Origin of the sequence: Pseudomonas baetica (genome assembly GCF_051216495.1) — a bacterium.
Classification (GTDB): Bacteria; Pseudomonadota; Gammaproteobacteria; order Pseudomonadales; family Pseudomonadaceae; genus Aquipseudomonas; species Aquipseudomonas baetica_B.
Genome location: NZ_JBPKAM010000030.1, coordinates 18,313 through 39,292, shown reverse-complemented (window position 1 = coordinate 39,292; position 20,980 = coordinate 18,313). Strand labels below are relative to the sequence as shown.

Here is a 20,980-nt window from a genome sequence, read left to right as displayed (position 1 = left end):
CTAGTTGACGCCCCACCTGTATGAATTTTGCTCAGTTGTCGACTGGCCGGTGGGCGGAATTCGCGCTGTACTGCCCCGGCCGGCCTAGACTTTTACTACGGATAAAAGCGTCAACCACATCGTCCGCCGGAAGTGATTGCGGACACCGAGGTGCATCATGCGTATGGCAAAAACCGTGCAGAGAAGCCTGGACCGGGCTCAATGCGACTACGACATCGTCAGCCATCCTCATTCGGCCAGCAGCCTTGAAACGGCGCGGGTCGCGGGCATTCCCGCCGAACGGGTGGCCAAGTCGGTCATACTCGACGACAAACACGGGCACTACCTGATGGCCGTGCTGCCTGCCAGCCGTCACCTGGACCTGAGTAAAGTCCGCAGCAGCGGCGAATGGCAGGTCTCCCGGGAAAGCAATCTGCCGCACCTGTTCGAAGACTGTGAACGCGGCGCCGTGCCTGCCTTGGGCGAGGCCTATGGGCTGGACGTGGTCATCGACCCGCTGCTGACCCGGCAGAAAGACATCTATCTGGAAGCCGGCAACCACACAAACCTGCTGCACATGAACGTGCCCGACTTCCTGAAAATGGTGCCGCATGCGGAGGTGCGGGAGTTGAGCACTTAGACTTGCGACGTCGACACCGCCGTCTTCGCGAGCAGGCTCGCTCCCACAAGGGATTGTGTTTCTCCTGTGGGAGCGAGCCTGCTCGCGAATGACTGCGAAGCAGTCAACCATGCCACGAAAAGGAGCCAAACATGGAAAACCCAACCCACAGCCTTCCATCCTTGTTCAAACAACTCGGCCTGCCCGATGACGCCGAAAGCATCGACAAATTCATCGCCACCCATTCACCGCTCAAGCCGGAACTGCACTTGGCGGACGCGTTTTTCTGGACCAAGGCCCAGGCGGACTTTCTGCGTGACGAGGTGCTGGATGACGCCGATTGGGCGGAGGTGGTGGATCAATTGGATGTGATGTTGAGGAAGGGGCGGGGAGTGTAGTCGCGCAATGCCGTTAAATTAGACAAATGCGATCTACTGTAGGGGCGAGCTTGCTCACGATGGATGCAGATGCACCGCGTTTAACCAGTTACCCCGCGCAATCGTTAACGACCATCGCGAGCAGGCTCGCTCCTACAGGTAGAAGATCTGTTTCAAAACTTGACGGAAAATCCCCTCCAATGCGATATTGATAGTTAGCAAACTAACAGTGTGTGCATGCCCTCGTGCTGAATAACCTCGACGCTCTCCATATGAACATCAGCACCTCCATGGTGGTGGCCTCTCGGCATTGGCGCAGAATCTGCCAGACCACGCTGGCCAACTATGGAATCTCCGAAGCCTGTGCCATGCCGTTATTGATGATCGGGCGCTTGGGTGATGGTGTGCGACAGGTAGCGGTGGCGCAGGCATCGGGGATGGAGAGCCCATCGCTGGTGCGCTTGCTGGATCAGCTGTGTCATGCCGGCCATGTCTGCCGTACCGAAGATCCCCAGGATCGTCGCGCCAAATGCCTGAGCCTGACCGATACCGGCCGGACGCTGGTGCAAACGGTCGAAATGGAACTGGTGCGCTTGCGCAATCAAGTGCTCGAAGGCATCGACCAGCGTGATCTGGAAGCTACGCTGCGTGTACTGAGGGCCTTCGAATCGGCGGTACACATGCCAGTGGTCAATTCTTGAACGGTTTCTTTGCCGGCATGCCCCCGGCCCGCGACTGGTTCTATGGCGTGCGCACTTTCGCCGCCTCGATGATCGCGCTGTACATCGCCTTGCTGATGCAAATGCCGCGTCCGTATTGGGCGATGGCCACGGTCTACATCGTTTCCAACCCGTTTCTTGGCCCGACCACTTCCAAGGCACTTTACCGCGCGATCGGCACTTTTATCGGCGCCGCTGCGGCGGTACTTTTCGTGCCGATGTTTGTCCAGAGTCCCTATGTGCTGGTGCTGGTCATTGCCTTGTGGACCGGCACGCTGCTGTTCCTGTCCCTGCACCTGCGCACCGCCAACAATTATGCGCTGATGCTCGCCGGCTACACCTTGCCGCTGATTGCCCTGCCCGTGGTGGATAACCCGCTGGCGGTGTGGGACGTGGCCGAGGCGCGCACCGAAGAGATTTTCCTCGGCATCGCTGTCGCTGCGGTGGTCGGTGCGATGTTCTGGCCCCGGCGACTGACGCCGGTGTTTAACGATTCGGTGAGCAAATGGTTTGCCGACGCGTCGACCTACAGCTTGCGGTTTCTCGATCGCAACGTGCAGCCCGAGGAAGTCAGCGCCTTGCGCGCTTCGATGGTGACGACCTTCAACAGCCTGGAACTGATGATCGGCCAGTTGCCCCACGAGGGTTCACGGCCGCAAACCGTGCGCAATACCAAGGAGCTGCGTGGGCGGATGATCCACCTGCTGCCGGTGATCGATGCCCTCGACGATGCGCTTTACGCACTGGAGCGTCGCACGCCTGAGCTGGTGGACAAGTTCGCGCCTCTGCTGGGCGCCACCACCGAATGGCTCCAGCACAAAGACGCCGACATTGAGCGTTGGCAAGCACTGAAAGACCAGCTCGAAGCCCTGCAACCGAACCCCGAAGCGCTGGACGATCGCAAGCAACTGCTGTTCTCCAATGCCATTTATCGCCTCGGCGAGTGGATTGATCTGTGGCAGGACTGCCGCAGCCTGCAAATCGCCATCCAGTGCGAAAACCAGGACAGCTGGCGCGCGGTCTATCGGCACTGGCGCCTGGGTCGGCTGACGCCGTTTCTGGACCGCGGCCTGATGCTGTATTCGGCGGCGTCCACCGTCACCGCGATCATTGTCGCCTCGGTCCTGTGGATTCTGCTCGGCTGGACCGACGGTGGCGCCGCGGTGATTCTGGCGGCCGTGTCGTGCAGCTTCTTCGCGTCGATGGACGACCCGGCACCGCAGATCTACCGGTTCTTTTTCTGGACGGCGATGTCGGTGCTGTTCGCCAGCCTTTACCTGTTTCTGGTGCTGCCCAACCTGCATGATTTCCCGATGCTGGTGCTGGCGTTTTCCGTGCCGTTCATCGTGATCGGCACGCTGACGGTCAAGCCGCAGTTCTACCTGGGCATGTTGCTGACGCTGGTCAACACCTCGTCCTTCATCAGCATCCAGGGCGCCTACGACGCCGACTTCCTCAGCTTTGCCAATTCCAATCTCGCCGGTCCCATCGGCTTGCTGTTTGCGTTCGTCTGGACCCTGATCGCCCGACCCTTCGGTGCCGAACTGGCGGCCAAGCGCCTGACCCGTTTCAGCTGGCGCGACATTGTCAGCCTGACCGAACCCGCCACGTTGGCCGAACACCGGCATCTGGGCGTACAGATACTGGATCGCCTGATGCAGCATTTGCCGCGCCTGGCCATGACCGGCCAGGACACCGGCATCGCCCTTCGAGAAGTACGCGTGGCGTTGAACATGCTCGACTTGCTTGCCTATACGCCACGGGTACAGGGCACACCGCAAGCATTGCTGCGCCAGGTGGTGGCCGAAGTCGGCGAGTACTTCAAGGCGTGCCTCAAGGCTGGCGAACGCCTGCCGGCGCCGAGCCCGTTGCAGATGACCATGGATCGCACCCGCCGAGCCCTGGCAGGCGCCGGTGACGATGAAACCCGGCGGCATCTGTTGCACGCCCTGAGTGGCTTGCGCCTGGCGCTGTTGCCCGGCGTTGAATTCGTCGGTTCCACAGAGCTTGAAGAACCGCTTCCCCATGGCATCGATGGAGCGCCTTTATGATCGGTGATCTGGATATCAGCGGGGTGTTCCTGCCCACGCTGCTGGTGCTGATGGGCCTTACCTATGTGGTGTACCTGTTGGTGCACGGGGTGCTCACGCGCCTGCACTTTTACCGTCTGGTCTGGCACCGGGCATTGTTTAACGTAGCTCTCTACGCCTTGCTGCTGGGCGCCGTGGACTCACTCAGTCGATACCTGATGACATGAAAAAACCTTTTTTGACCATCGGCCGTGTAGTGCTGACCCTGTTGATCGTGTCCTTCGCGGTCGTCGTTGTCTGGCGCATGGTGATGTACTACATGTTCGCCCCCTGGACCCGCGACGGGCACATCCGTGCCGACATCGTGCAAATCGCCCCGGATGTGTCGGGCCTGATCCAAAAGGTTGAAGTACGCGACAACCAGTTGGTCAAGCGTGGCCAGGTGCTGTTCAGTATTGATCCTGACCGTTTCAAGCTGGCGCTGCGCCAGGCGAAAGCGGCGGTGGCCGATCGCGAAGAAACCCTGGCTCAGGCCCAGCGCGAGGCCAAGCGCAACAAGGGCCTGGGCAACCTGGTGCCGGGCGAGCAACTGGAAGAAAGCCAGTCGAAGGTGGCCCGTGCCCAGGTGGCATTGATGGAAGCCCAGGTGGCGGTGGACAGCGCTCAGCTCAACCTCGATCGCTCGGTGATCCGCAGCCCCGTGGACGGTTACGTCAACGACCGGGCGCCGCGCACCCAGGAATTCGTCAGCGCCGGGAAACCGGTGTTGTCGGTGGTCGACAGCAATTCCTTCCACATCGACGGCTATTTCGAAGAAACCAAGCTCAATGGCATTCATGTCGGTCAGAGCGTCGACATCCGGGTGATCGGCGACAGTGCACGCCTGCGCGGGCATGTGGAAAGTATCGTCGCCGGTATCGAAGACCGTGATCGCACCAGTGGCAACAACCTGTTGCCCAACGTCAACCCGGCCTTCAGTTGGGTGCGCCTGGCCCAGCGGATTCCGGTGCGTATCGCCTTCGACGATGTACCGGCGGATTTCCGCATGATCGCCGGGCGTACGGCCACGGTGTCGATTATCGACGACAAAAAACCGGAGCTGGCGCAATGAGCAAGGCCTCGGGTTTGGCGGTCGCCGGATTAGGCTTGCTGTTGTCGGCGTGCCAGGCGGTCGGGCCGGATTATCACTTGCCGGATGAAGCGGCCATCCACCGCGAAGATTTGCAGGGTGAACTTGAGGTGAATGGCAAACCCGTGGTCTCGGACCCGGTGCCTGCCGATTGGTGGCGCCTGTACCACGATCCGCGACTCGATCAACTGGTCCAGCAGGCCATGGCCTCCAATACCGACTTGCGCGTAGCCGCCGCGAACCTGCAACGGTCTCGCGCTCAGGTCGACGAGGCGGAGGCAGCGGGCGGCTGGAGCGGCGGCGTGAAAATGGGCGCCCAACGCTTGCAGGAATCCGGCGAGGCTTTCTTGCTGCCGGAGAAAGTACCGGTGGCCAACATCGGTGATATCGCCATCAGCGCGTCGTATCAGTTCGACCTGTTCGGCAAATTGCAGCGCGGCATCGAAGCGGCCAAGGCCAATGCCGATGCGACGCAAGCTGCCGCCGACACCGCACGCATCACGCTGGTGGCCGATGTGGTGCGCGCCTACACCCAAGTGTGCGCAGCCAACGAAGAGCGGGAAATCGCCCAACATTCCCTCGACCTGCAAGCCCAGAGCACGACGTTGATCCAGCGTTTGCGTGATGCCGGGCGTGGCGACGAAACCCAGGTCACCCGTTCGCAAACCCAATTCAAATCCCTGCGCGCCGACATGCCAAGGTATGAGGCGGAGCGTCAGGCCGGGCTGTACCGTCTGTCGATGCTACTGGCCAAGCCTGTGGATCAATTGCCGGCCGGCACCGCCACCTGTGACGAGCTGCCGAAAATCGCTCAATTGGTACCGGTCGGCGATGGCGCATCGTTGCTCAAGCGCCGTCCTGACGTGCGGCAAGCAGAGCGTCGACTGGCGGCTGCCACCGCCACCATCGGCATCGCCACGGCTCAGTTGTACCCGGACGTCAGCTTTGGTGCGACGGTCGGCACCGTGGGTATCCTGGAAAACCTCGGCGAACCGTCCACCAACCGCTGGGGCTTCGGTCCGTCGTTGACCTGGACGGTGCCGACCAATGGCGCCCGTGCACGCATCCGCGAGGCGGAAGCCATCACACAAGGCGCTCTGGCGCAGTTCGACGGCGTGGTGCTCAACGCGATCCGCGAAACACAGACTTCCCTGGCCCAGTATTCCGCACTGCTGCAACGCCGTGACGCCCTGGCGGACGCCGAGCAATCGGCAAAAGTGGCGGCCGAGCAGACTCACCGTTTCTTCCAGGCCGGTCGCGCGTCGTTCCTCGCCGACCTGCAAGCGACCCGCACCTACACCGATGTCCGCGCGCAACTGGCTGCAGCCAACACTCAGGTTGCCGCTGGGCAGATCAATCTGTTCCTGGCCTTGGGTGGCGGTTGGGAAAGCGGACGAACGCAAGCGTCGAACGCCAGCAAACCCTGAGGCCGTTGCTATGCTTTGAAGTGTTGAAGGGGCGTTCGTAAAAAACGCCCTTGCTTCGCACAAGGCTTGCGCAGGTCATGGGGAAACCAACAATGAAAAACCCTTATGCTCTCGGCTTCTGGTGCGCCGTCGTGGCGTTAGTGCTGCTTACGGCAACCTATTTCTACGGCATCATGCTGGCCCATCAGATCGACCAGGCGCTGGTGTTTCTCGACAGTGCCGTAGCGTTGATTGCCGTGATGTCCATCGCGGTGGTGGCCTGGGCGTCCGTCCAGACTCAGCGGATCAAAAAAAGACAACTCGAACAAGGCAAGACCCTGGTGCTGATCTGGGATACCAAAGTGGCGCTACGCCGTGTCGAAACGGTGTTCGACCGCTATTTCTGGGGCAGTTACTGGCAACCGGGGCGCACGTTCCAGGAAGTCATGGGCGAACTCACCGGCACGCCGCTGGAAAAAAGCCTCGAAACCCTGAAGAAGCAATGCCTGGAGCTGGACAAACAAGTGGCCGACGACGGTCGGCACTGGCTCAACAACGCCCGGGAACTGGCCGACGTCGCCACGGCCATGGCCCGCGAGCGCTATCAACTGGACTTCTGCGACCCCCGCGGGGAAGTCACGGGCGGGGCGGTGATCAACCGGGACTTCGAAGTGCTGGTGTACACCTGGACCGCACGGCTCAAAACTTTTGATCATCAGCTCGATGAGATCGAAGTGCAGTATTCCTGAATTGAAGTTGGCTGTTCTGACGCCATCGCGGGCAAGCCCGCTCCCACAGGTTGAGGTGATCACTGTGGGAGCGGGCTTGCCCGCGATGGCGATTTAACGAGCCCCAAATCTCCCACGCCTGATGCTAATCTGCCCCCCACTTCAAACACTGTCGCGACCGCAACCCGACATGGGTTCAGGGAAGACGACCACACCTTCAACAACGGACATTGAACGGGTCATTCATGAATAAATCAGCAGGCATACTTCTGGGGATTGTTGTCGCCATCGGTGCAATCAGCGTCGGCGGTGCCTGGTACACCGGCACCAAAATCGAAAGTGTGCTGAACACCACCCTGGCGGACGCCAACCAGCAATTGCAGGCTGCGATGGTCGGACACAAGGGCACGGCGAGCGTGGAACTGGTGTCGCTGGAACGCCACCTGTTCAGCAGTACGGCGCACTATCGCCTCAGGGCCGAAGGGGAAATGTTCGGCGAAGCGCCGGTCGAGTTGCTGTTCGTCGATCACCTCGAACACGGTCCGCTGCCGTTCTCGCGCCTGGTGTCGTTGAAATGGTTGCCGGTCATGGCCACCAGTCACTACACGCTTGCAAAAACACCGCTCACGGAAAAATGGTTCGCCGCCACCAAGGACGCTTCGCCGCTTAAAGGCGTGATCAACATCGGCTACGACAACTCCACCAACGGCACGCTGGAACTGCTGCCGCTGGAAACGGCGCTGGATGAAAAATCCAGCCTGAAGTTCTCCGGTCTGAAGGTCGACGTATCGGCCAGTGCCCAGGCGCAGAAGGTCAAGGCCGACGGCTACATGGACAGCCTGAAACTGACCACTGTTGCTGAAGACCAGGCCCCGGTGCAGGTGGAATTGAATGGCCTGACCCTGGCCAGCAACCTGAACAAAAGTACATACGGTTACTACACCGGCGAGAACACCGTCGTGTTGAGCAACAGCAAAACCACCTTCGGCCCGAAACAATCGGTGCTGGGCTTCAAGAATTTTGAAATGAAGAACCAAACCCAGGAATCGGGTACCAGCGCATCCGGGCGTGCCGATTACAAGATTGGCGAAGTCTCCTTGAACGGCAAGGCTGTCGGTTCTGCGCAAATGGCCATGAGCCTGAAGAACCTCGACATTCCTTCCACCATGGCGTTGATGCAGATCTACCAGACCAAACTGCAACCCTACGAGCAGGCCGCCGCCGAGGCTGCCGAAGCGGGCCAACCGGTTCCTGAGCTTCAACTGACCGAGGCTGAAGAGACGCAGCTCAAGAGCAATCTGGAGCAGTTGCTCGCAGCCGGTCCGAAGTTGGCCATGGAGAACCTGTCGTTCAATACCGCCAATGGCGAAAGTCGCGCCAACCTGGTGCTCGACCTGACCAAGCCGCAATCGATCGACCAGCCGGCCGACCAGCTGGTCCGCCAGTTGATCGCACTGCTGGACATCAACCTGCAAGTGTCCAAGCCAATGATCGTTGACGTGCTCACGGTGCAGTCGCAAATCGACGGGCAGACCGATGCCAAACTGATCGCCGATCAGGCCACGGCCACGGCCGACATGTTCAGCAGCATGGCTGTTGGTAGCCAATTGGCAAAACTGGATGGCAACAACGTCGTCAGTAAGCTGCACTACGCCAACAATCAGGTGGATTTCAACGGCCAGAAAATGACCGTCGAAGAGTTTGTCGGTTTCCTGATGAGCAAATTTGGTGGGGCTGGCGAGGTTCAGTAATTGCGCTGAAAAACTTACCTGTGGCGAGGGGATTTATCCCCGTTGGGCTGCGAAGCGGCCCCAAAAAATGGGACTGCTGCGCAGTCCAACGGGGATAAATCCCCTCGCCACAGTCTATGTTTCAGCTGCGGATCAACCGCCACGCCTCATCCACCGACAACGGCTGCTTCATCCGTTCGGCCAGCATCGCCACGGTTCGTTCTTCATCGCAGGCCACGACGGCGGTCACCACGCCGTTCTTGCCAAACAGGCCGATAAAGGGCGGATTGAACGGATCACCCTTGAATTCGACTTCGTCCCCGGCCTCGGCGTGGCCGAGGTAGTCGTAGTTTTTGCCGAAGTGCCAGGTCCAGAAGTACGGCACGTCGAGGTAATGCTCATCGCCACCGAGCATGTTCGCCGCGGCGATCCGTGCCTGTTGTTGCGCCAGGCGCCAGTGTTCGATGCGCAGGGGCTGACCGTTGAGCGGAAACGTCGCAATGTCGCCCGCCGCCCAGAGCCCGTCCGTTACGCGCATACCGCCGTCGACCCGCAGCGAGAGGTCCTTTTCCTTCGGTAGGTCGGCAAAGGCTTCGGTTGTCGGGCTGACGCCTATTCCCGCCAGTACCAGGTCCGCCGGTAACCGGTTGCCATTGTCCAGGCGCACCGCTTCGACCTTGTCCGTGCCTTCGATCTGCGTGGCTTCCCCCTCGGACTGAAATACCACGCCATTGGCTTCATGCAGCGCGAGGACCGCCTTGGCAACGGTTTCGCCGAACTGTTTGGCCAATGGCACTGGCTGACGAGCCAAAACCGTGACGTCGAGGCCGTGCTGGCGCAAGGACGACGCGGACTCCATGGCGATAAGGCTGTCGCCGATGATCACTGCCCGCTGACCGGGTTTGGCGCTTTGCAGAATCTGCTTCGCGTGATCCCTTGAGCGTAAAACAAACACTTGCGGCAGGTCGGCGCCGGGTATCTCCAGCTGCTTGGGCGTGCCGCCGGTTGCCAGCAACGCGGCGTCATAGTCGAGCGATTGGCCGTCGCTCAGTTCAAGTGTTTGGCTTGCGCAATCCAGGCTCGTCACTTCGGCGTTGATTCGCTCAATGCGCTGTTCCTTGTAAAAGTTTTCATCGCGCAGCGGCGGGACATCGTCCGGCGGCGTCTCTCCGGAAATCACGAATTTGCTCAATACCGTACGGTCGTAACCGGCAGCGGTTTCGCGGTCGATCAGCAGCACACGGCCGCCGAAGCCCTTTTCCCGCAGTGCCGCTGCCGCCGCCGTGCCCGCAGCCCCGGCCCCAACAATCACGAAGGTGCGCTCATCGTCGGCCGGCGGCGTATGCGCATCCGCCAGCGGTTGTTCGCCAACCCAGACCTCGCCGTCACGCACTTCGAGCGGGTAGCGCTTGAGGCTGTCGAGGGCCGGTGGTTCGCACAATCCGCCATCTTCAATGCGAAATTGAGCTTTGTGCCACGGGCAGGTCAGGCGCCCGTTGCACAGCGCGCCATCAACCAGTGGTGCTCCGGCGTGTGGGCATTCGCCTTGATAGGCACGCAATTGATCACCGACCTTCAACAGCAGGATTTTGCTGTCCGCGATCCGGACTTCCAGGCCGCAGTTTTCGGGAATGTCGGCGAAACGGGCGACGCGATGCAGGGTCATGATCGCTCTCCAGACAGGCGTTTCATTTAAGAGTCTGGCCCCAATCTTGAGGTTCAGCCAAATCCTACTGCCACGGCGCGAATGGTCCGGCTATAGTTTGCACGCCGACGACGGCCCTACCCGCTTAAGGTGCTCCGCAATGACCCGATTGACCTCACTGAACCCTTGGCTGGCAGCCGTAGCAGTCGCCCTTTGCGTGCAATTGCCGGTGCAGGCGGCCCAGGAACGTTTCACCCTGAACATCCCGGGTGTATCGGATGACCGCTTGTTCACTTCGGCCGCCGCCAGCGATGCCCCGGGGTGCGGTGGGCACAATGTGTCGCCGGCGCTGAACTGGAACGCCGGCCCGGCAGGCACGCTCAGCTACGCCATCGTCATGCACGACCCGGATGGCCAGAAAGGCCAGGGCGTCGATAACTGGATTCATTACGGCATCAAGGCCACCACCCATCAGATCCCGGCCGGCGTTGGTGCAAAATCCGCGCTGGAAGGCGTGGGCGGCACCAACAGTAAAGGCACCACGGGTTATGTCGGCCCGTGCCCGCCGGTTGGCGACAGTGCGCACCACTACGTCATCCAGCTCTACGCCCTGGACCTGGCCCCGGACGCCTTGCCGGCCGGTTTGACCCGTGCGCAGTTCCTGGAAAAAATCAAAGGCCATGTGCTGAAAAACAGCAGCGTGGTGCGGCGTTATCACCGCTGAAGAATTTTTTCGCGCGGGTTAACCCGAACCATTGGGGCTGTCCGTCTCAGAGGATGAATGGATCAACATCCTCCTGAGGTCAGCCCCCATGTCTCTCCCCCTGCATTTCCTCCGTCCGGCCGCCCAGGGTTTTGCCGTCGGGCTGTTACTGGCCGTGGCCGGTTGCGGCGTTTCATCGAAACCCGAGTCCGCGGCGGTGCCACCACCGGCCCATACCGAGCTGAAAACCGAAACCTCGGTACAACACGAATCTGTCATGGCTGACGCGGTGATGACCAAACGCAGTGTGCGCGCTGCACCTTTGGCAAGCCTCGCACCGATGCCTGCCGGTGAAACTTATCCACAGTACTATCGCGACGAACAGCGCGAGCAATACCAGGCCCTGGCCGACAACCCTATCCACAGCGTCGCCGAAGCGCCGGTCTCGACCTTCAGTGCCGATGTCGATACCGGCGCCTATGCAAACGTCCGCCGTTTGCTCAATCAGGGACGCCTGCCACCCGAAGGAGCGGTGCGTCTGGAGGAAATGGTCAATTACTTTCCTTATGACTACGCCTTGCCCAACGATGGCTCGCCGTTCGGCGTGACCACCGAACTGGCGGCCTCGCCGTGGAACCCGCATACCCGCCTGCTGCGCATTGGCATCAAGGCCTCGGACCGCGCAGTGGCGGAACTGGCCCCGGCGAACCTGGTGTTTCTGGTGGACGTATCCGGCTCGATGGACCGTCGCGAGGGCTTGCCGCTGGTCAAAAGCACGCTGAAGTTGCTGGTCGATCAACTGCGCGAAGAGGACCGGGTGTCGCTGGTGGTCTATGCCGGCGAATCCCGCGTGGTGCTGGAGCCTACTTCCGGACGAGAAAAAGCGAAGATTCGTACCGCCATCGACCAATTGACCGCAGGTGGCTCCACCGCCGGCGCCTCGGGCATCGAACTGGCTTATCAACAAGCGCAACAGGCGTTTATCCCCAAGGGCATCAACCGCGTCCTGCTGGCCACCGACGGTGACTTCAATGTCGGCATCAGCGACTTCGACAGCCTCAAGCAAATGGCTGTGGATAAACGCAAGACGGGCGTGTCCCTGACCACCCTGGGTTTCGGTGTGGATAACTACAATGAACACCTGATGGAGCAACTGGCCGATGCCGGCGACGGTAACTATGCCTACATCGATAACCTGCGTGAGGCGCGCAAGGTGCTGGTGGATCAACTCGGCTCGACCCTGGCGGTGATGGCGAAGAATGTGAAGCTGCAAGTTGAGTTCAACCCGGCGCAGGTCAGCGAATATCGACTGCTGGGCTATGAAAACCGCGCGCTGAAGCGTGAGGATTTCAGCAACGATAAGGTCGATGCGGGTGAAATCGGGGCAGGGCATACGGTGACGGCGTTGTACGAAATTGTTCCGGTGGGCGAGAAGGGTTGGTTGGAGCCGCTGCGCTATCGTCAGCCGGGCGCTGCTGGTTCCGACAAGAATGGGGAATTGGCGATGCTGCGTGTGCGTTATCAGCTGCCGGGTGGTGGGAATAGTCGTCTCATCGAACGAGCTATCACGGATAGCGTGAAACCAGCCAGTGACGACCTGCGATTTGCCGCTGCCGTAGCCGCGTTCTCCCAGCAGCTCAAGGAGGGCCGCTATACCGGCGAATTCAGCCTGAAAGACACCGAAGCACTGGCCCGTGGTGCGCGGGGCGATGATCGCTTTGGCCTGCGCAGCGAGTTCGTGCAGTTGGTGGAGCTGGCGCAGAGCCTGTGCACCACCAGGGCGTCGAATTCCACAGTCACTGAACGACGAGTTGAATAGTGAGCCGACTCAAGGGGTTCATCAGCCAACTGTTCGCGCCAGCGAACAATCAGGAGGCCAGCAGCGACGAATCGCTGCTGGCCCGTTATCGCGAGGGCGACGGAGCGGCGTTCGAGATTCTGTACACGCGCCACCGTCAGGGGTTGTACCGGTTTCTGCTGGGGCTCAGCGGCAGCGCGGAGCGGGCCGAAGAGGTGTATCAGGAAACCTGGCTGAGTCTGATCCGCAGCGTTAGTCAGCCACAGGGCAGGGCGACTTTTCGTACCTGGTTGTACCAGATTGCCCGCAACCGTCTGATCGATCACTGGCGCAAGCACGGTGTTCATCAACCGCTGCACGATACCTATGACGAACAAGTCCACGCATTGCCCGACGAAGCCTCCGATCCAGCACAACTGCTAAGCCTGAGCCGCGACAGTCAACGTCTAGACAACGCCCTGCAAACCCTGCCCGCCGACCAGCGTGAAGTGTTCCTGCTGCGCGCCTACAGCGATCTGGACCTGCCGCAGATTGCCACCCTCACCGAAACACCGCTGGAAACGGTCAAGAGCCGCCTGCGTTACGCCCAGCAAAAACTGCGTCGGCTGCTGGCCGAGGAGGTACTGACATGACTGACGCCCGTCCGACACCTGAAGAGCAGGTACTCAAGCATTACCGCGAGCACGGGAGCGGCGAGCCACCGGCCCATCTCGATGCGTTTATCCTGGCCGCTGCGCAGCGCGAAGTGCCGACGTCGAAGCCAGGTCTGTGGCAACGCTGGATTCACGCCTGCCAGCAACCGCGCTGGCAAGTGGCATTCGCCAGTCTCGTCGGCGTCGGGTTGATGCTGGCGCTGGTGCAACGAGCGCCCGAATCGGTGCCGAGCTACGACTTTGCGCCCGCGCCCAAAGCCGCCGCACCTCAGGCCAAACAGGAAGCCGAACTCGCCTCGCCAGCCACTGCCCGCTCACTCACCGCTCCCGCCGCAGCCATGCCTGCACCCGCAGCGCCCATGGTGGAATCGGCAGCGCCGGCACAACAGGAATCATTCGGCGCCAACTTGGCCGATGAAGCCAAAGCCAGCAAGCGCGCAGCAGCCCCGGCAAAATCCCTGGACGAACAACTGCGCGAAGTCATCCACCTGCAAAAAACCGGAAAAACCCAAGCCGCCGACAAGCTCCTGGCCGACCTGCAAAAACGGTTCCCCAAAGAAAATCTCGGCAATCGACTCAAGGAAATGCAGAAAAACTGATCGGCAAACCGCACCACCATTTGGCAAAAAGGCCCGAAAGCGCGCACTATCGGGCCATAGCCGATGCGTTGGAGCATGCCGTGACAAAGAAAATCGACCGCATCGCCCAAATGCTCAACTGCCCGGAAAAGGGTGAGGAACTGCGGCGTGCGATTACCGAGAGTCGTAAGGATTTTCTGCTGAATCAGCCAGAAGCGGCTGAGGATGACGACCTTGAAGAGGAATTTTTCGAGGACGACGAGGATGATGAGTACGACGAGTTTGATTGGACGACGGAATAACAAAAACCGCTTCGGCGGTTTTTTTGTGGCACACAGAAAAACCAACCCCATCGCACCTGAAGCTTTCTCACATCTATTTCATCGCGTGTCAGACGCGATTCGAGTCCGCGCCCTCCTGCCTTCATAGCAACGTTCCGCATCCAGTTTCGAAATTACCGGGGATTCTTCCGCGTATAGAAAAACGAACAATGATGTTCAGTATTTCATGCGGGTGGTCGATATAGAGCCGTAGCATGACGACCGCTTGGTCTCCAATGCTCGTGCCAATCACCAATAACGCCTTCGTGGACACGACCCGTTATGAATAAAAACCTCCGATTCAGCCACAAGATCCTTCTTGCGGCGTCGTTGATCGTGGTAGCCGCCTTCACGCTATTCACGCTGTATAACGACTACCTCCAGCGCAACGCCATTCGCAAGGATCTGGAAAACAACCTCCATGAAATGGGCGAAGTGACAGCAGCCAACATCAAGAACTGGTTTGACGGTCGCACCTTGCTGGTTGAAAACCTGGCGCAAAACGCGGCCTTGAACCCGGAGATGGCCAGCATCACTACGTTGATGGCGCAGAAAACGCTGGTGTCGAGTTTCCCCAGCACCTACGTCGGTACCACCAAAGGCGAGTTCGCCATCCTGCCTGATGCGAAGATGCCCGACGGCTACGATGCGCGTACACGCCCTTGGTACAAGCTGGCCGAAGCTAGCAATAGTGTCGCCATGACCGAGCCGTACGTTGAAATGGCCACTAACACGCTGGTGGTCTCCATGGTGGCGGCCATCCGCAAGTCGGGGCAGACCGTCGGCGTGGTTGGCGGCGATGTGAGCTTCGGTGCGCTGGTCGACATCATCAACAAGCTGGATCTGGGCGGAGTGGGTTACGCGTTCATGGTCAGTTCCGATGGCAAGGTGCTGGTCCACCCCGACAAAAACATGCAAATGAAGAGCCTGAGCGACCTCTTCCCGCAGGGTACGCCACGGATCAACGGCGAGTTGACCGAAGTCCAGGCCAATGGCCAAACCCGTCTCGTCACGTTCGCCCAGGTCAAGGGCTTGCCTTCGGTGAACTGGTACATCGGCCTGTCCATCGACAAGGACAAGGCTTTTTCCAGGCTTAGTGAATTCCGTGCGTCGGCGGTTGTTGCCACCTTGTTCGCCGTGGTCTTCATTATTGCCCTGCTGGGTATGCTGATTCGTCTGCTGCTGCAACCTCTGCAGGCCATGACCAAGGCGATGGAAGATATCGCCGAAGGTGAGGGCGACCTGACCAAGCGCCTGGTCATTCATACCCAGGACGAGTTCGGCATTCTCGGGAACGCCTTCAACCGTTTCGTGGAGCGTATTCACACCTCGATCCGCGAAGTGTCGTCGGCCACCGAGCAGGTCAACGAAGTGGCCCTGCGGGTCGTGAGCGCATCGAACTCTTCGATGGTCAATTCCGACGAGCAGGTCAACCGAACCAACAGCGTCGCCGCCGCGATCAATCAACTGGGGGCTGCCGCCCAGGAAATCGCACATAACGCCGCGCAAGCTTCGCAACACGCCAGCTCCGCCCGCCACTTGGCCGAAGAAGGCCAGCAAGTGGTCGATCGCAGCATTCAGGCCATGAACCGTCTGTCGGACCTGATCGTCACCTCCAGTTCGCACATCGAAACGCTGAACAGCAAGACCGTGAACATCGGTCAGATCCTCGAAGTGATTACCAGCATCTCCCAGCAAACCAACCTGCTGGCGCTCAACGCGGCCATCGAAGCGGCGCGTGCTGGCGAGGCGGGGCGTGGCTTTGCCGTGGTCGCTGACGAAGTTCGCAATCTGGCTCACCGCACTCAGGAATCGGCGCAACAAGTGCAGAACATGATCGAGGAGCTGCAAGTCGGCGCCCGTGAATCGGTCAATACCATGGGTGAAAGCCAGCGTCATAGCCAGGACAGCGTATCGATTGCCAACCAGGCGGGCGAGCGCCTGGGCAGCGTGACCCAGCGCATCGGTGAAATCGACGGGATGAACCAGTCGGTGGCCACCGCCACGGAAGAGCAGACCGCCGTGGTTGACTCGATCAACATGGACATTAACGAGATCAACATGCTGAACCAGGAAGGCATGCAGAACCTGCAGTTCACCTTGAGCGCCTGCTCGGACCTGGAACAGCAGGCCAGCCGCTTGAAGCAATTGGTGGGCAGTTTCCGGATCTGACCGGTTCCGGCGACAACGAGAAAGCCCCGAACCGTGCGGTCCGGGGCTTTCTCGTTTTTGCGTATGGCGCACCAGGCGGGATTCGAACCCACGACCCCTGCCTTCGGAGTCCTAAAAGCCGACGCTTAGAATCAATACGTTGGCGCAGATTAGCTGGGGGGAGTCAAAGGGTTGTGGTCGCTGGAGGTAGCGGTTTTTCGCCCCGGTTAGCGGGGTGAGCGTGGTGAATTTGTGGCAAGCCCGATCGATTTCAGTCCAGCCGCATGCTCCAAATGACCAGTCGTGTGCATTCAAGCTGACTAGCTGTCTGTAGTTGATCGACAGTGATCGACAGTGATCGACAGTGATCGACCCGTTGCAGGTGGCGACAGGCAGAATCGACCGATTGTTGTCACTCCAGAGTCATCATCACCGTTCACGCTCTATCGGACTGTCCAATATTCCGGGAAATCGATCAGCATCGCGTTTACGGGCTCTCTGGGTTCTTTAGGTCTTGTAACACCCCCGTTCTGTATCCTCCATCCTCTCCTTGCCAATTTGTATTAGCCCGCCGGCAATCTCAAGTTTTGCGTTTAGGTTTTGCCTGATATTCCCGTCGCGCCTGGCTGGTTATTGTGAGGCGTTTAACGCTTTATCCCGCTTTGGCTGTTGGCGCCGGGAGTCTAAAAACGATACATAGATACTGAGACTAAAAAATGATTATAAGAAATATCAGGTTAGGCGCGCGTGCAACACTTTGTTTTGGCATTATTTGCCTTTTGCTTATATCTATGGGCGGATTGTCTGTATGGAAAATGTCACAAATTGGTTCTGAAGCGAAAAAGCTGGAGGTCGATTGGCTTCCGAGCATACAGAACTTATCCGAGTTAAGGACGACCACCTATAAGCTTCGCCTTTCGCTGCTTTACTACGTTATGCAAGGGACGACGGGCAAGGAGGCGGCACGCACCAAAGTAGTCGATTTGGACAAAAAGTTCGTTGAGCTCTCTCAAAACTATGCGCCTAGAGTTTCCTCTCAGGCTGAGCGGGTTAAATATGAGAAAGTGCTGGAGTCAATGAAGCATTACCGCGATAAATTACAGGTTTTTTTGGCGCAAGCTGACAAATCCCAGGCCGAATCCTTTACCTATATTCAGGAGGTGACTGCACCGGCGGCGGAAGAACTGATGAGCAATATTGATCAGTTGATCGCCTTGAATACAGAGGGTGCAGAAAAGTCGGGAGTGAATGCGCGCGAAGCCTTCGACAGTGGTCTTATTTCAGCGATTACAATCATTGTTGCCGGCTTGGTGGCGACTGTATTCATCGCGATAATCTTCACACGAAGCATCGTGTTACCGTTGCAATCATTGCTGTTGGTCAATCAGAAAATTGCCGAATGCGATTTACGGAGCAATGTGGAAGTGTCGGGTGCCGATGAGTTGACCGAGCTGCAAAGGTCCGCGGCGACGATGCTGACTAATCTCAGAGGCACGATCAATAACATTTCCGAATCTTCTTCCTTGCTGGCATCGGCATCTGAAGAAATGAGTGCCATCACCCATGAGTCGAAAGCGGGTGTACAACAACAGAATCTCGAAACCGAACAGGCCGCGACGGCCGTCAACGAGATGACGGCGGCGGTCGAAGATGTTGCCCGCAATGCGGTTTCCGCTTCTCAATCTACACAGCAGTCCAATACAGCCGCCCATACGGGCCTGGATCGGGTCACGCGGACGATTTCCTCGATCGAAAACCTGGCCGGCTCTGTAGGCCAGACCAGCAACGACCTCGAAGTGTTGGCGCAGCAGACTCAAGGCATCAGAAAGGTGCTGGACGTGATTCGGGCCATTGCCGAGCAGACCAATCTATTAGCCTTGAACGCCGCCATTGAAGCTGCTCGCGCCGGTGAACAAGGCCGTGGATTTGCCGTGGTGGCTGACGAAGTCCGGGCCCTGGCTCATCGAACCCAGGAGTCGACGCAGGAAATCGAACAAATGATGAGTGGCATTATGTCGGGCTCGGACAAGTCTGTTCTTTCGATGCACCTAAGCAGGGATGAGGCGATCAAAGCTCTGGAGATCGCGCGCGAAGCCGGGGAGGCGATCCGGGAAATATCCAGGGCGGTGACTGATATCAACGAAAGAAACCTGCTGATCGCTACAGCGTCTGAGCAACAGGCAGCGGTCGCCCGCTCCGTGGACCAGAACCTGATGAGTATTAGGGATCTATCGATTCAGAGTGCAGCGGCTGCGGACCAGACGTCCGTTGCCAGTAATGAGCTATCGAAGTTGGCCATAAGTTTAAACAAGATAGTGACTCAGTTTACAGTTTAAGCGCCCCGCGAATTAATTGCGGGCTTTCCTTAGGGAAGCTTCAAGAGTATCCATCAGAGACGGCCGCTATTGGTTGGCTCTGGTGAGATATTCGACCTAGGATGTTCTCGCGCTGAAATATCAAATGGTAACGTTATAGATAGGCGGTGGCGTCGAATAATATTGTGGCGGTTTGTGGGGCTTTTCAATAGTGCGATGAGCTGGTTAATGTCAGGCGCAAATGATTGCTATCAAGTGAAGCAGGTTTGAGTTTGTATTTTTAGGCGTATCTGTAATGAATCGTAAGGGAGTTTCTAGTGAAACTACATGAAGCCTTAGATGATGCACGGGCAAAGCTCGCTGATATTTACTCGCAGCTGGAGTTGGCAAAGTCTTTGCTGCAGCAGTCCGAAAAACTGGATAACCCAGAATTTATGCAGGCAAGGGCCGTGCAAATGCTGCAGAAAGCGGCCGACGACGCCCAAGTCTTTGCGCTGAATTTTTGCAACAAAACGGTATGATTTTTAAACGGGAGTCGGCTGATATCAGCTGCTCTCCGGTATGGTTGAAGCTGGTCAGGTCGCGACGCAGCGTGCCAGGTTCAACTTGAGACCTTTCCCTTGATGATGGAGGCCAGCATGTGGAAGCCGTCAGTGTCGATTGTTTGTCATGGCGGCACCGGCGCAGCGCTCCGGCGAGTATTGCAGGTAGTGATGACTGGAATTACGCGGAGCCGGGCCTGTTGCTCCGAGCTGCCCCTCAAAAAGCAATGATGTTCGTTGCATATTGACCCGTTCTGAAATTCAGGATTTCCCTATATCCTTCTAAGCTCGTTCCGCCTGATACTTACAGGCAAGGGCGTCCATCTAATAAGTCCTGTGATGAACGTTTAACATGGCTAGCTTCCTTGCTGGCCAGGCGGCGACTTAAAAGTTTTATTGTCTGATGAGCGGTTGGGGCATCAGGCTTAATTCGCGCCCGAAAACCTAGCCTATGGAAGCCTGCAATCTGCGGAACTCGTTCCGGAGCTCATCGTGAGTGGGGATGGCAGTGGTTATCCACGGCAGTTGCAGAACAATTGAACTCCTATGATCGCCAGGAGTGTGATTGTTCTTGATGTATGTGACGCGATACCTAATTGACGATTATATAAAGGCAAACTTCCCCACCCTGTCGCGGCTAAAGTTATTTCGTAAGGCGTTGATCGTCACTCTTCCTTGGGGTTGTCGGGGAGCGTTTGCGCACTCGATGATCAATAAAAAAGTACATGGATAGTTCTTTATTATTACTAACGGATTTAAGTGCAGAGCACTGACTGCTGCTGGCCGAGCTGGCATGTTGCGCAGCCAAAGTACGCATCATGTCGATATTGGAATTGAAGGCAAATGAACAAAAAAAACTATTGTTTGATTTGGAGTGAGGCCCTCCAGGTCTGGGTGGTAACGTCAGAGTTCGCACGCGGCAAGAAGAGAACACTCGGTAGAAGTTCTGTCGTTGCAGCGATAGCCAGCAGCAGTCTGTTAGCCGTCTCTCCCGTTAATGCTAACTGTGTTGCAACAACGACTTCCGTAGTTTGCGACGCTAGCAATCCGAATCCTTATACCTCGCCGATTGGCAGCGCGTCGACTGTCGATGGGTTCAGCGTTGTACTAGGTGCCGGTAGCCAACTCAATATTGGTGATGCCACAGGAATTGCACTTGGCAATAATGGTTCTATTACCTTGGAAGAGGGTGCCTCTCTCAGAAACGCCGGACGTAACTCCTACGGTCAGTACGGGGTAGGCGCGAATACGATCGAATTCGGCTACGGAAACACGCTCACTATCGGTGTCGGCGCCAGTGTAACCGCAGTCGGCCCTGCTGGTAACAGTGAAGCGATAAACGCCTTGGGAGATGGGAACACGGTCATAAACAAGGGCACGATTCGTGGAGGCGCAAGCTCTGCCATTTTCTTTGAAAACAGCGGGGGGATGATTGGCCATGGCCGGAATCGAATCGACAACTTTGGGACCATCATTGCCGGTGCGAATGGTGAGGCACTTGGCAGTTACGGAAATGTAGGGATTGATTTTATCAATCGACCTGGAGCAATCGTACAAG

Annotated in this window: 18 protein-coding genes and 4 pseudogenes; 20 read left to right on the top strand and 2 right to left on the bottom strand. The window is 58.3% G+C overall.

Features of this window, described 5'->3' with window-relative positions; translation table 11 throughout:
* The first annotated feature begins 157 nt into the window (after nt 1-157).
* From ACSFE6_RS13250 to ACSFE6_RS13210, 9 genes are all read left to right on the top strand, one after another.
* Nucleotides 158-619 carry an aminoacyl-tRNA deacylase gene (locus ACSFE6_RS13250; protein WP_435428021.1) on the top strand — a complete coding sequence of 154 codons (462 nt, stop codon included), beginning with the start codon at nt 158-160 and terminating at the stop codon, nt 617-619.
* A 131-nt stretch (nt 620-750) separates the two neighbouring features.
* Nucleotides 751-996 carry a DUF2789 domain-containing protein gene (locus ACSFE6_RS13245; RefSeq protein WP_435428020.1) on the top strand — a complete coding sequence of 82 codons (246 nt, stop codon included), beginning with the start codon at nt 751-753 and terminating at the stop codon, nt 994-996.
* 251 nt (nt 997-1,247) lie between these two features.
* Nucleotides 1,248-1,676 carry a MarR family winged helix-turn-helix transcriptional regulator gene (locus ACSFE6_RS13240; protein WP_435428019.1) on the top strand — a complete coding sequence of 143 codons (429 nt, stop codon included), beginning with the start codon at nt 1,248-1,250 and terminating at the stop codon, nt 1,674-1,676.
* Nucleotides 1,673-3,745, top strand: coding sequence for an FUSC family protein (locus tag ACSFE6_RS13235; RefSeq protein WP_435428018.1), 2,073 nt, complete (start codon nt 1,673-1,675; stop codon nt 3,743-3,745). The genes ACSFE6_RS13240 and ACSFE6_RS13235 overlap by 4 nt, the downstream gene beginning before the upstream one ends.
* Nucleotides 3,742-3,951, top strand: a complete 210-nt coding sequence (locus tag ACSFE6_RS13230) for a DUF1656 domain-containing protein (RefSeq protein ID WP_435428017.1) — start codon at nt 3,742-3,744, stop codon at nt 3,949-3,951. Before ACSFE6_RS13235 ends, ACSFE6_RS13230 begins: the two co-directional genes overlap by 4 nt.
* The gene (locus ACSFE6_RS13225; RefSeq protein ID WP_435428016.1) at nt 3,948-4,835 is read left to right on the top strand and encodes an efflux RND transporter periplasmic adaptor subunit; all 888 of its coding nucleotides are present in this window, start codon (nt 3,948-3,950) and stop codon (nt 4,833-4,835) included. Before ACSFE6_RS13230 ends, ACSFE6_RS13225 begins: the two co-directional genes overlap by 4 nt.
* The gene (locus ACSFE6_RS13220; RefSeq protein WP_435428015.1) at nt 4,832-6,280 is read left to right on the top strand and encodes an efflux transporter outer membrane subunit; all 1,449 of its coding nucleotides are present in this window, start codon (nt 4,832-4,834) and stop codon (nt 6,278-6,280) included. Before ACSFE6_RS13225 ends, ACSFE6_RS13220 begins: the two co-directional genes overlap by 4 nt.
* 92 nt (nt 6,281-6,372) lie before the next feature.
* Nucleotides 6,373-7,008 (top strand): NADH:ubiquinone oxidoreductase subunit N, encoded by a 636-nt coding sequence (locus tag ACSFE6_RS13215; RefSeq protein ID WP_435428014.1) that lies wholly within the window; start codon nt 6,373-6,375, stop codon nt 7,006-7,008.
* Nucleotides 7,009-7,232: 224 nt separating this feature from the next.
* Nucleotides 7,233-8,738 carry a YdgA family protein gene (locus ACSFE6_RS13210; protein ID WP_435428013.1) on the top strand — a complete coding sequence of 502 codons (1,506 nt, stop codon included), beginning with the start codon at nt 7,233-7,235 and terminating at the stop codon, nt 8,736-8,738.
* A 121-nt stretch (nt 8,739-8,859) separates the two neighbouring features.
* Here ACSFE6_RS13210 and ACSFE6_RS13205 read toward each other — a convergent pair whose 3' ends face one another.
* Nucleotides 8,860-10,383: an FAD-dependent oxidoreductase gene (locus tag ACSFE6_RS13205; protein WP_435428012.1), complete on the bottom strand. Its 1,524-nt coding sequence runs from the start codon at nt 10,381-10,383 to the stop codon at nt 8,860-8,862.
* A gap of 139 nt (nt 10,384-10,522) precedes the next feature.
* Here ACSFE6_RS13205 and ACSFE6_RS13200 point away from each other — a divergent pair, with 139 nt between their 5' ends.
* The 11 genes and pseudogenes from ACSFE6_RS13200 to ACSFE6_RS13150 all read left to right on the top strand — a co-directional run.
* Nucleotides 10,523-11,086 carry a YbhB/YbcL family Raf kinase inhibitor-like protein gene (locus ACSFE6_RS13200; RefSeq protein WP_435428011.1) on the top strand — a complete coding sequence of 188 codons (564 nt, stop codon included), beginning with the start codon at nt 10,523-10,525 and terminating at the stop codon, nt 11,084-11,086.
* 88 nt (nt 11,087-11,174) lie between these two features.
* The gene (locus ACSFE6_RS13195; RefSeq protein WP_435428010.1) at nt 11,175-12,884 is read left to right on the top strand and encodes a vWA domain-containing protein; all 1,710 of its coding nucleotides are present in this window, start codon (nt 11,175-11,177) and stop codon (nt 12,882-12,884) included.
* A gap of 29 nt (nt 12,885-12,913) precedes the next feature.
* A complete protein-coding gene (locus ACSFE6_RS13190; RefSeq protein WP_435428043.1) occupies nt 12,914-13,495 on the top strand; it encodes an RNA polymerase sigma factor in 582 nt (193 codons plus the stop codon).
* The gene (locus ACSFE6_RS13185) at nt 13,492-14,115 is read left to right on the top strand and encodes a hypothetical protein (protein ID WP_435428009.1); all 624 of its coding nucleotides are present in this window, start codon (nt 13,492-13,494) and stop codon (nt 14,113-14,115) included. Before ACSFE6_RS13190 ends, ACSFE6_RS13185 begins: the two co-directional genes overlap by 4 nt.
* Nucleotides 14,116-14,135: 20 nt before the next feature.
* The gene (locus tag ACSFE6_RS13180) at nt 14,136-14,396 is read left to right on the top strand and encodes a hypothetical protein (RefSeq protein ID WP_435428008.1); all 261 of its coding nucleotides are present in this window, start codon (nt 14,136-14,138) and stop codon (nt 14,394-14,396) included.
* Between the two features lie 300 nt (nt 14,397-14,696).
* Nucleotides 14,697-15,728: pseudogene (locus tag ACSFE6_RS13175) on the top strand (HAMP domain-containing protein); the annotation flags it as partial.
* Nucleotides 15,729-15,821: 93 nt separating this feature from the next.
* Nucleotides 15,822-16,586 carry a methyl-accepting chemotaxis protein gene (locus ACSFE6_RS13170; RefSeq protein ID WP_435428042.1) on the top strand — a complete coding sequence of 255 codons (765 nt, stop codon included), beginning with the start codon at nt 15,822-15,824 and terminating at the stop codon, nt 16,584-16,586.
* Nucleotides 16,587-17,281: 695 nt separating this feature from the next.
* Nucleotides 17,282-17,809, top strand: a pseudogene (locus ACSFE6_RS13165) (MCP four helix bundle domain-containing protein); the annotation flags it as partial.
* Nucleotides 17,810-18,394: 585 nt separating this feature from the next.
* A pseudogene (locus ACSFE6_RS13160) lies at nt 18,395-18,901 on the top strand (methyl-accepting chemotaxis protein); the annotation flags it as partial.
* A gap of 296 nt (nt 18,902-19,197) precedes the next feature.
* Complete coding sequence (locus tag ACSFE6_RS13155) at nt 19,198-19,401, top strand: hypothetical protein (protein ID WP_435428007.1); 204 nt, start codon at nt 19,198-19,200, stop codon at nt 19,399-19,401.
* 864 nt (nt 19,402-20,265) lie between these two features.
* A pseudogene (locus tag ACSFE6_RS13150) lies at nt 20,266-20,397 on the top strand (ESPR-type extended signal peptide-containing protein); the annotation flags it as partial.
* 132 nt (nt 20,398-20,529) lie between these two features.
* Here ACSFE6_RS13150 and ACSFE6_RS13145 read toward each other — a convergent pair.
* Nucleotides 20,530-20,979: a hypothetical protein gene (locus ACSFE6_RS13145; protein ID WP_435428044.1), complete on the bottom strand. Its 450-nt coding sequence runs from the start codon at nt 20,977-20,979 to the stop codon at nt 20,530-20,532.
* Nucleotide 20,980: the final 1 nt, after the last annotated feature.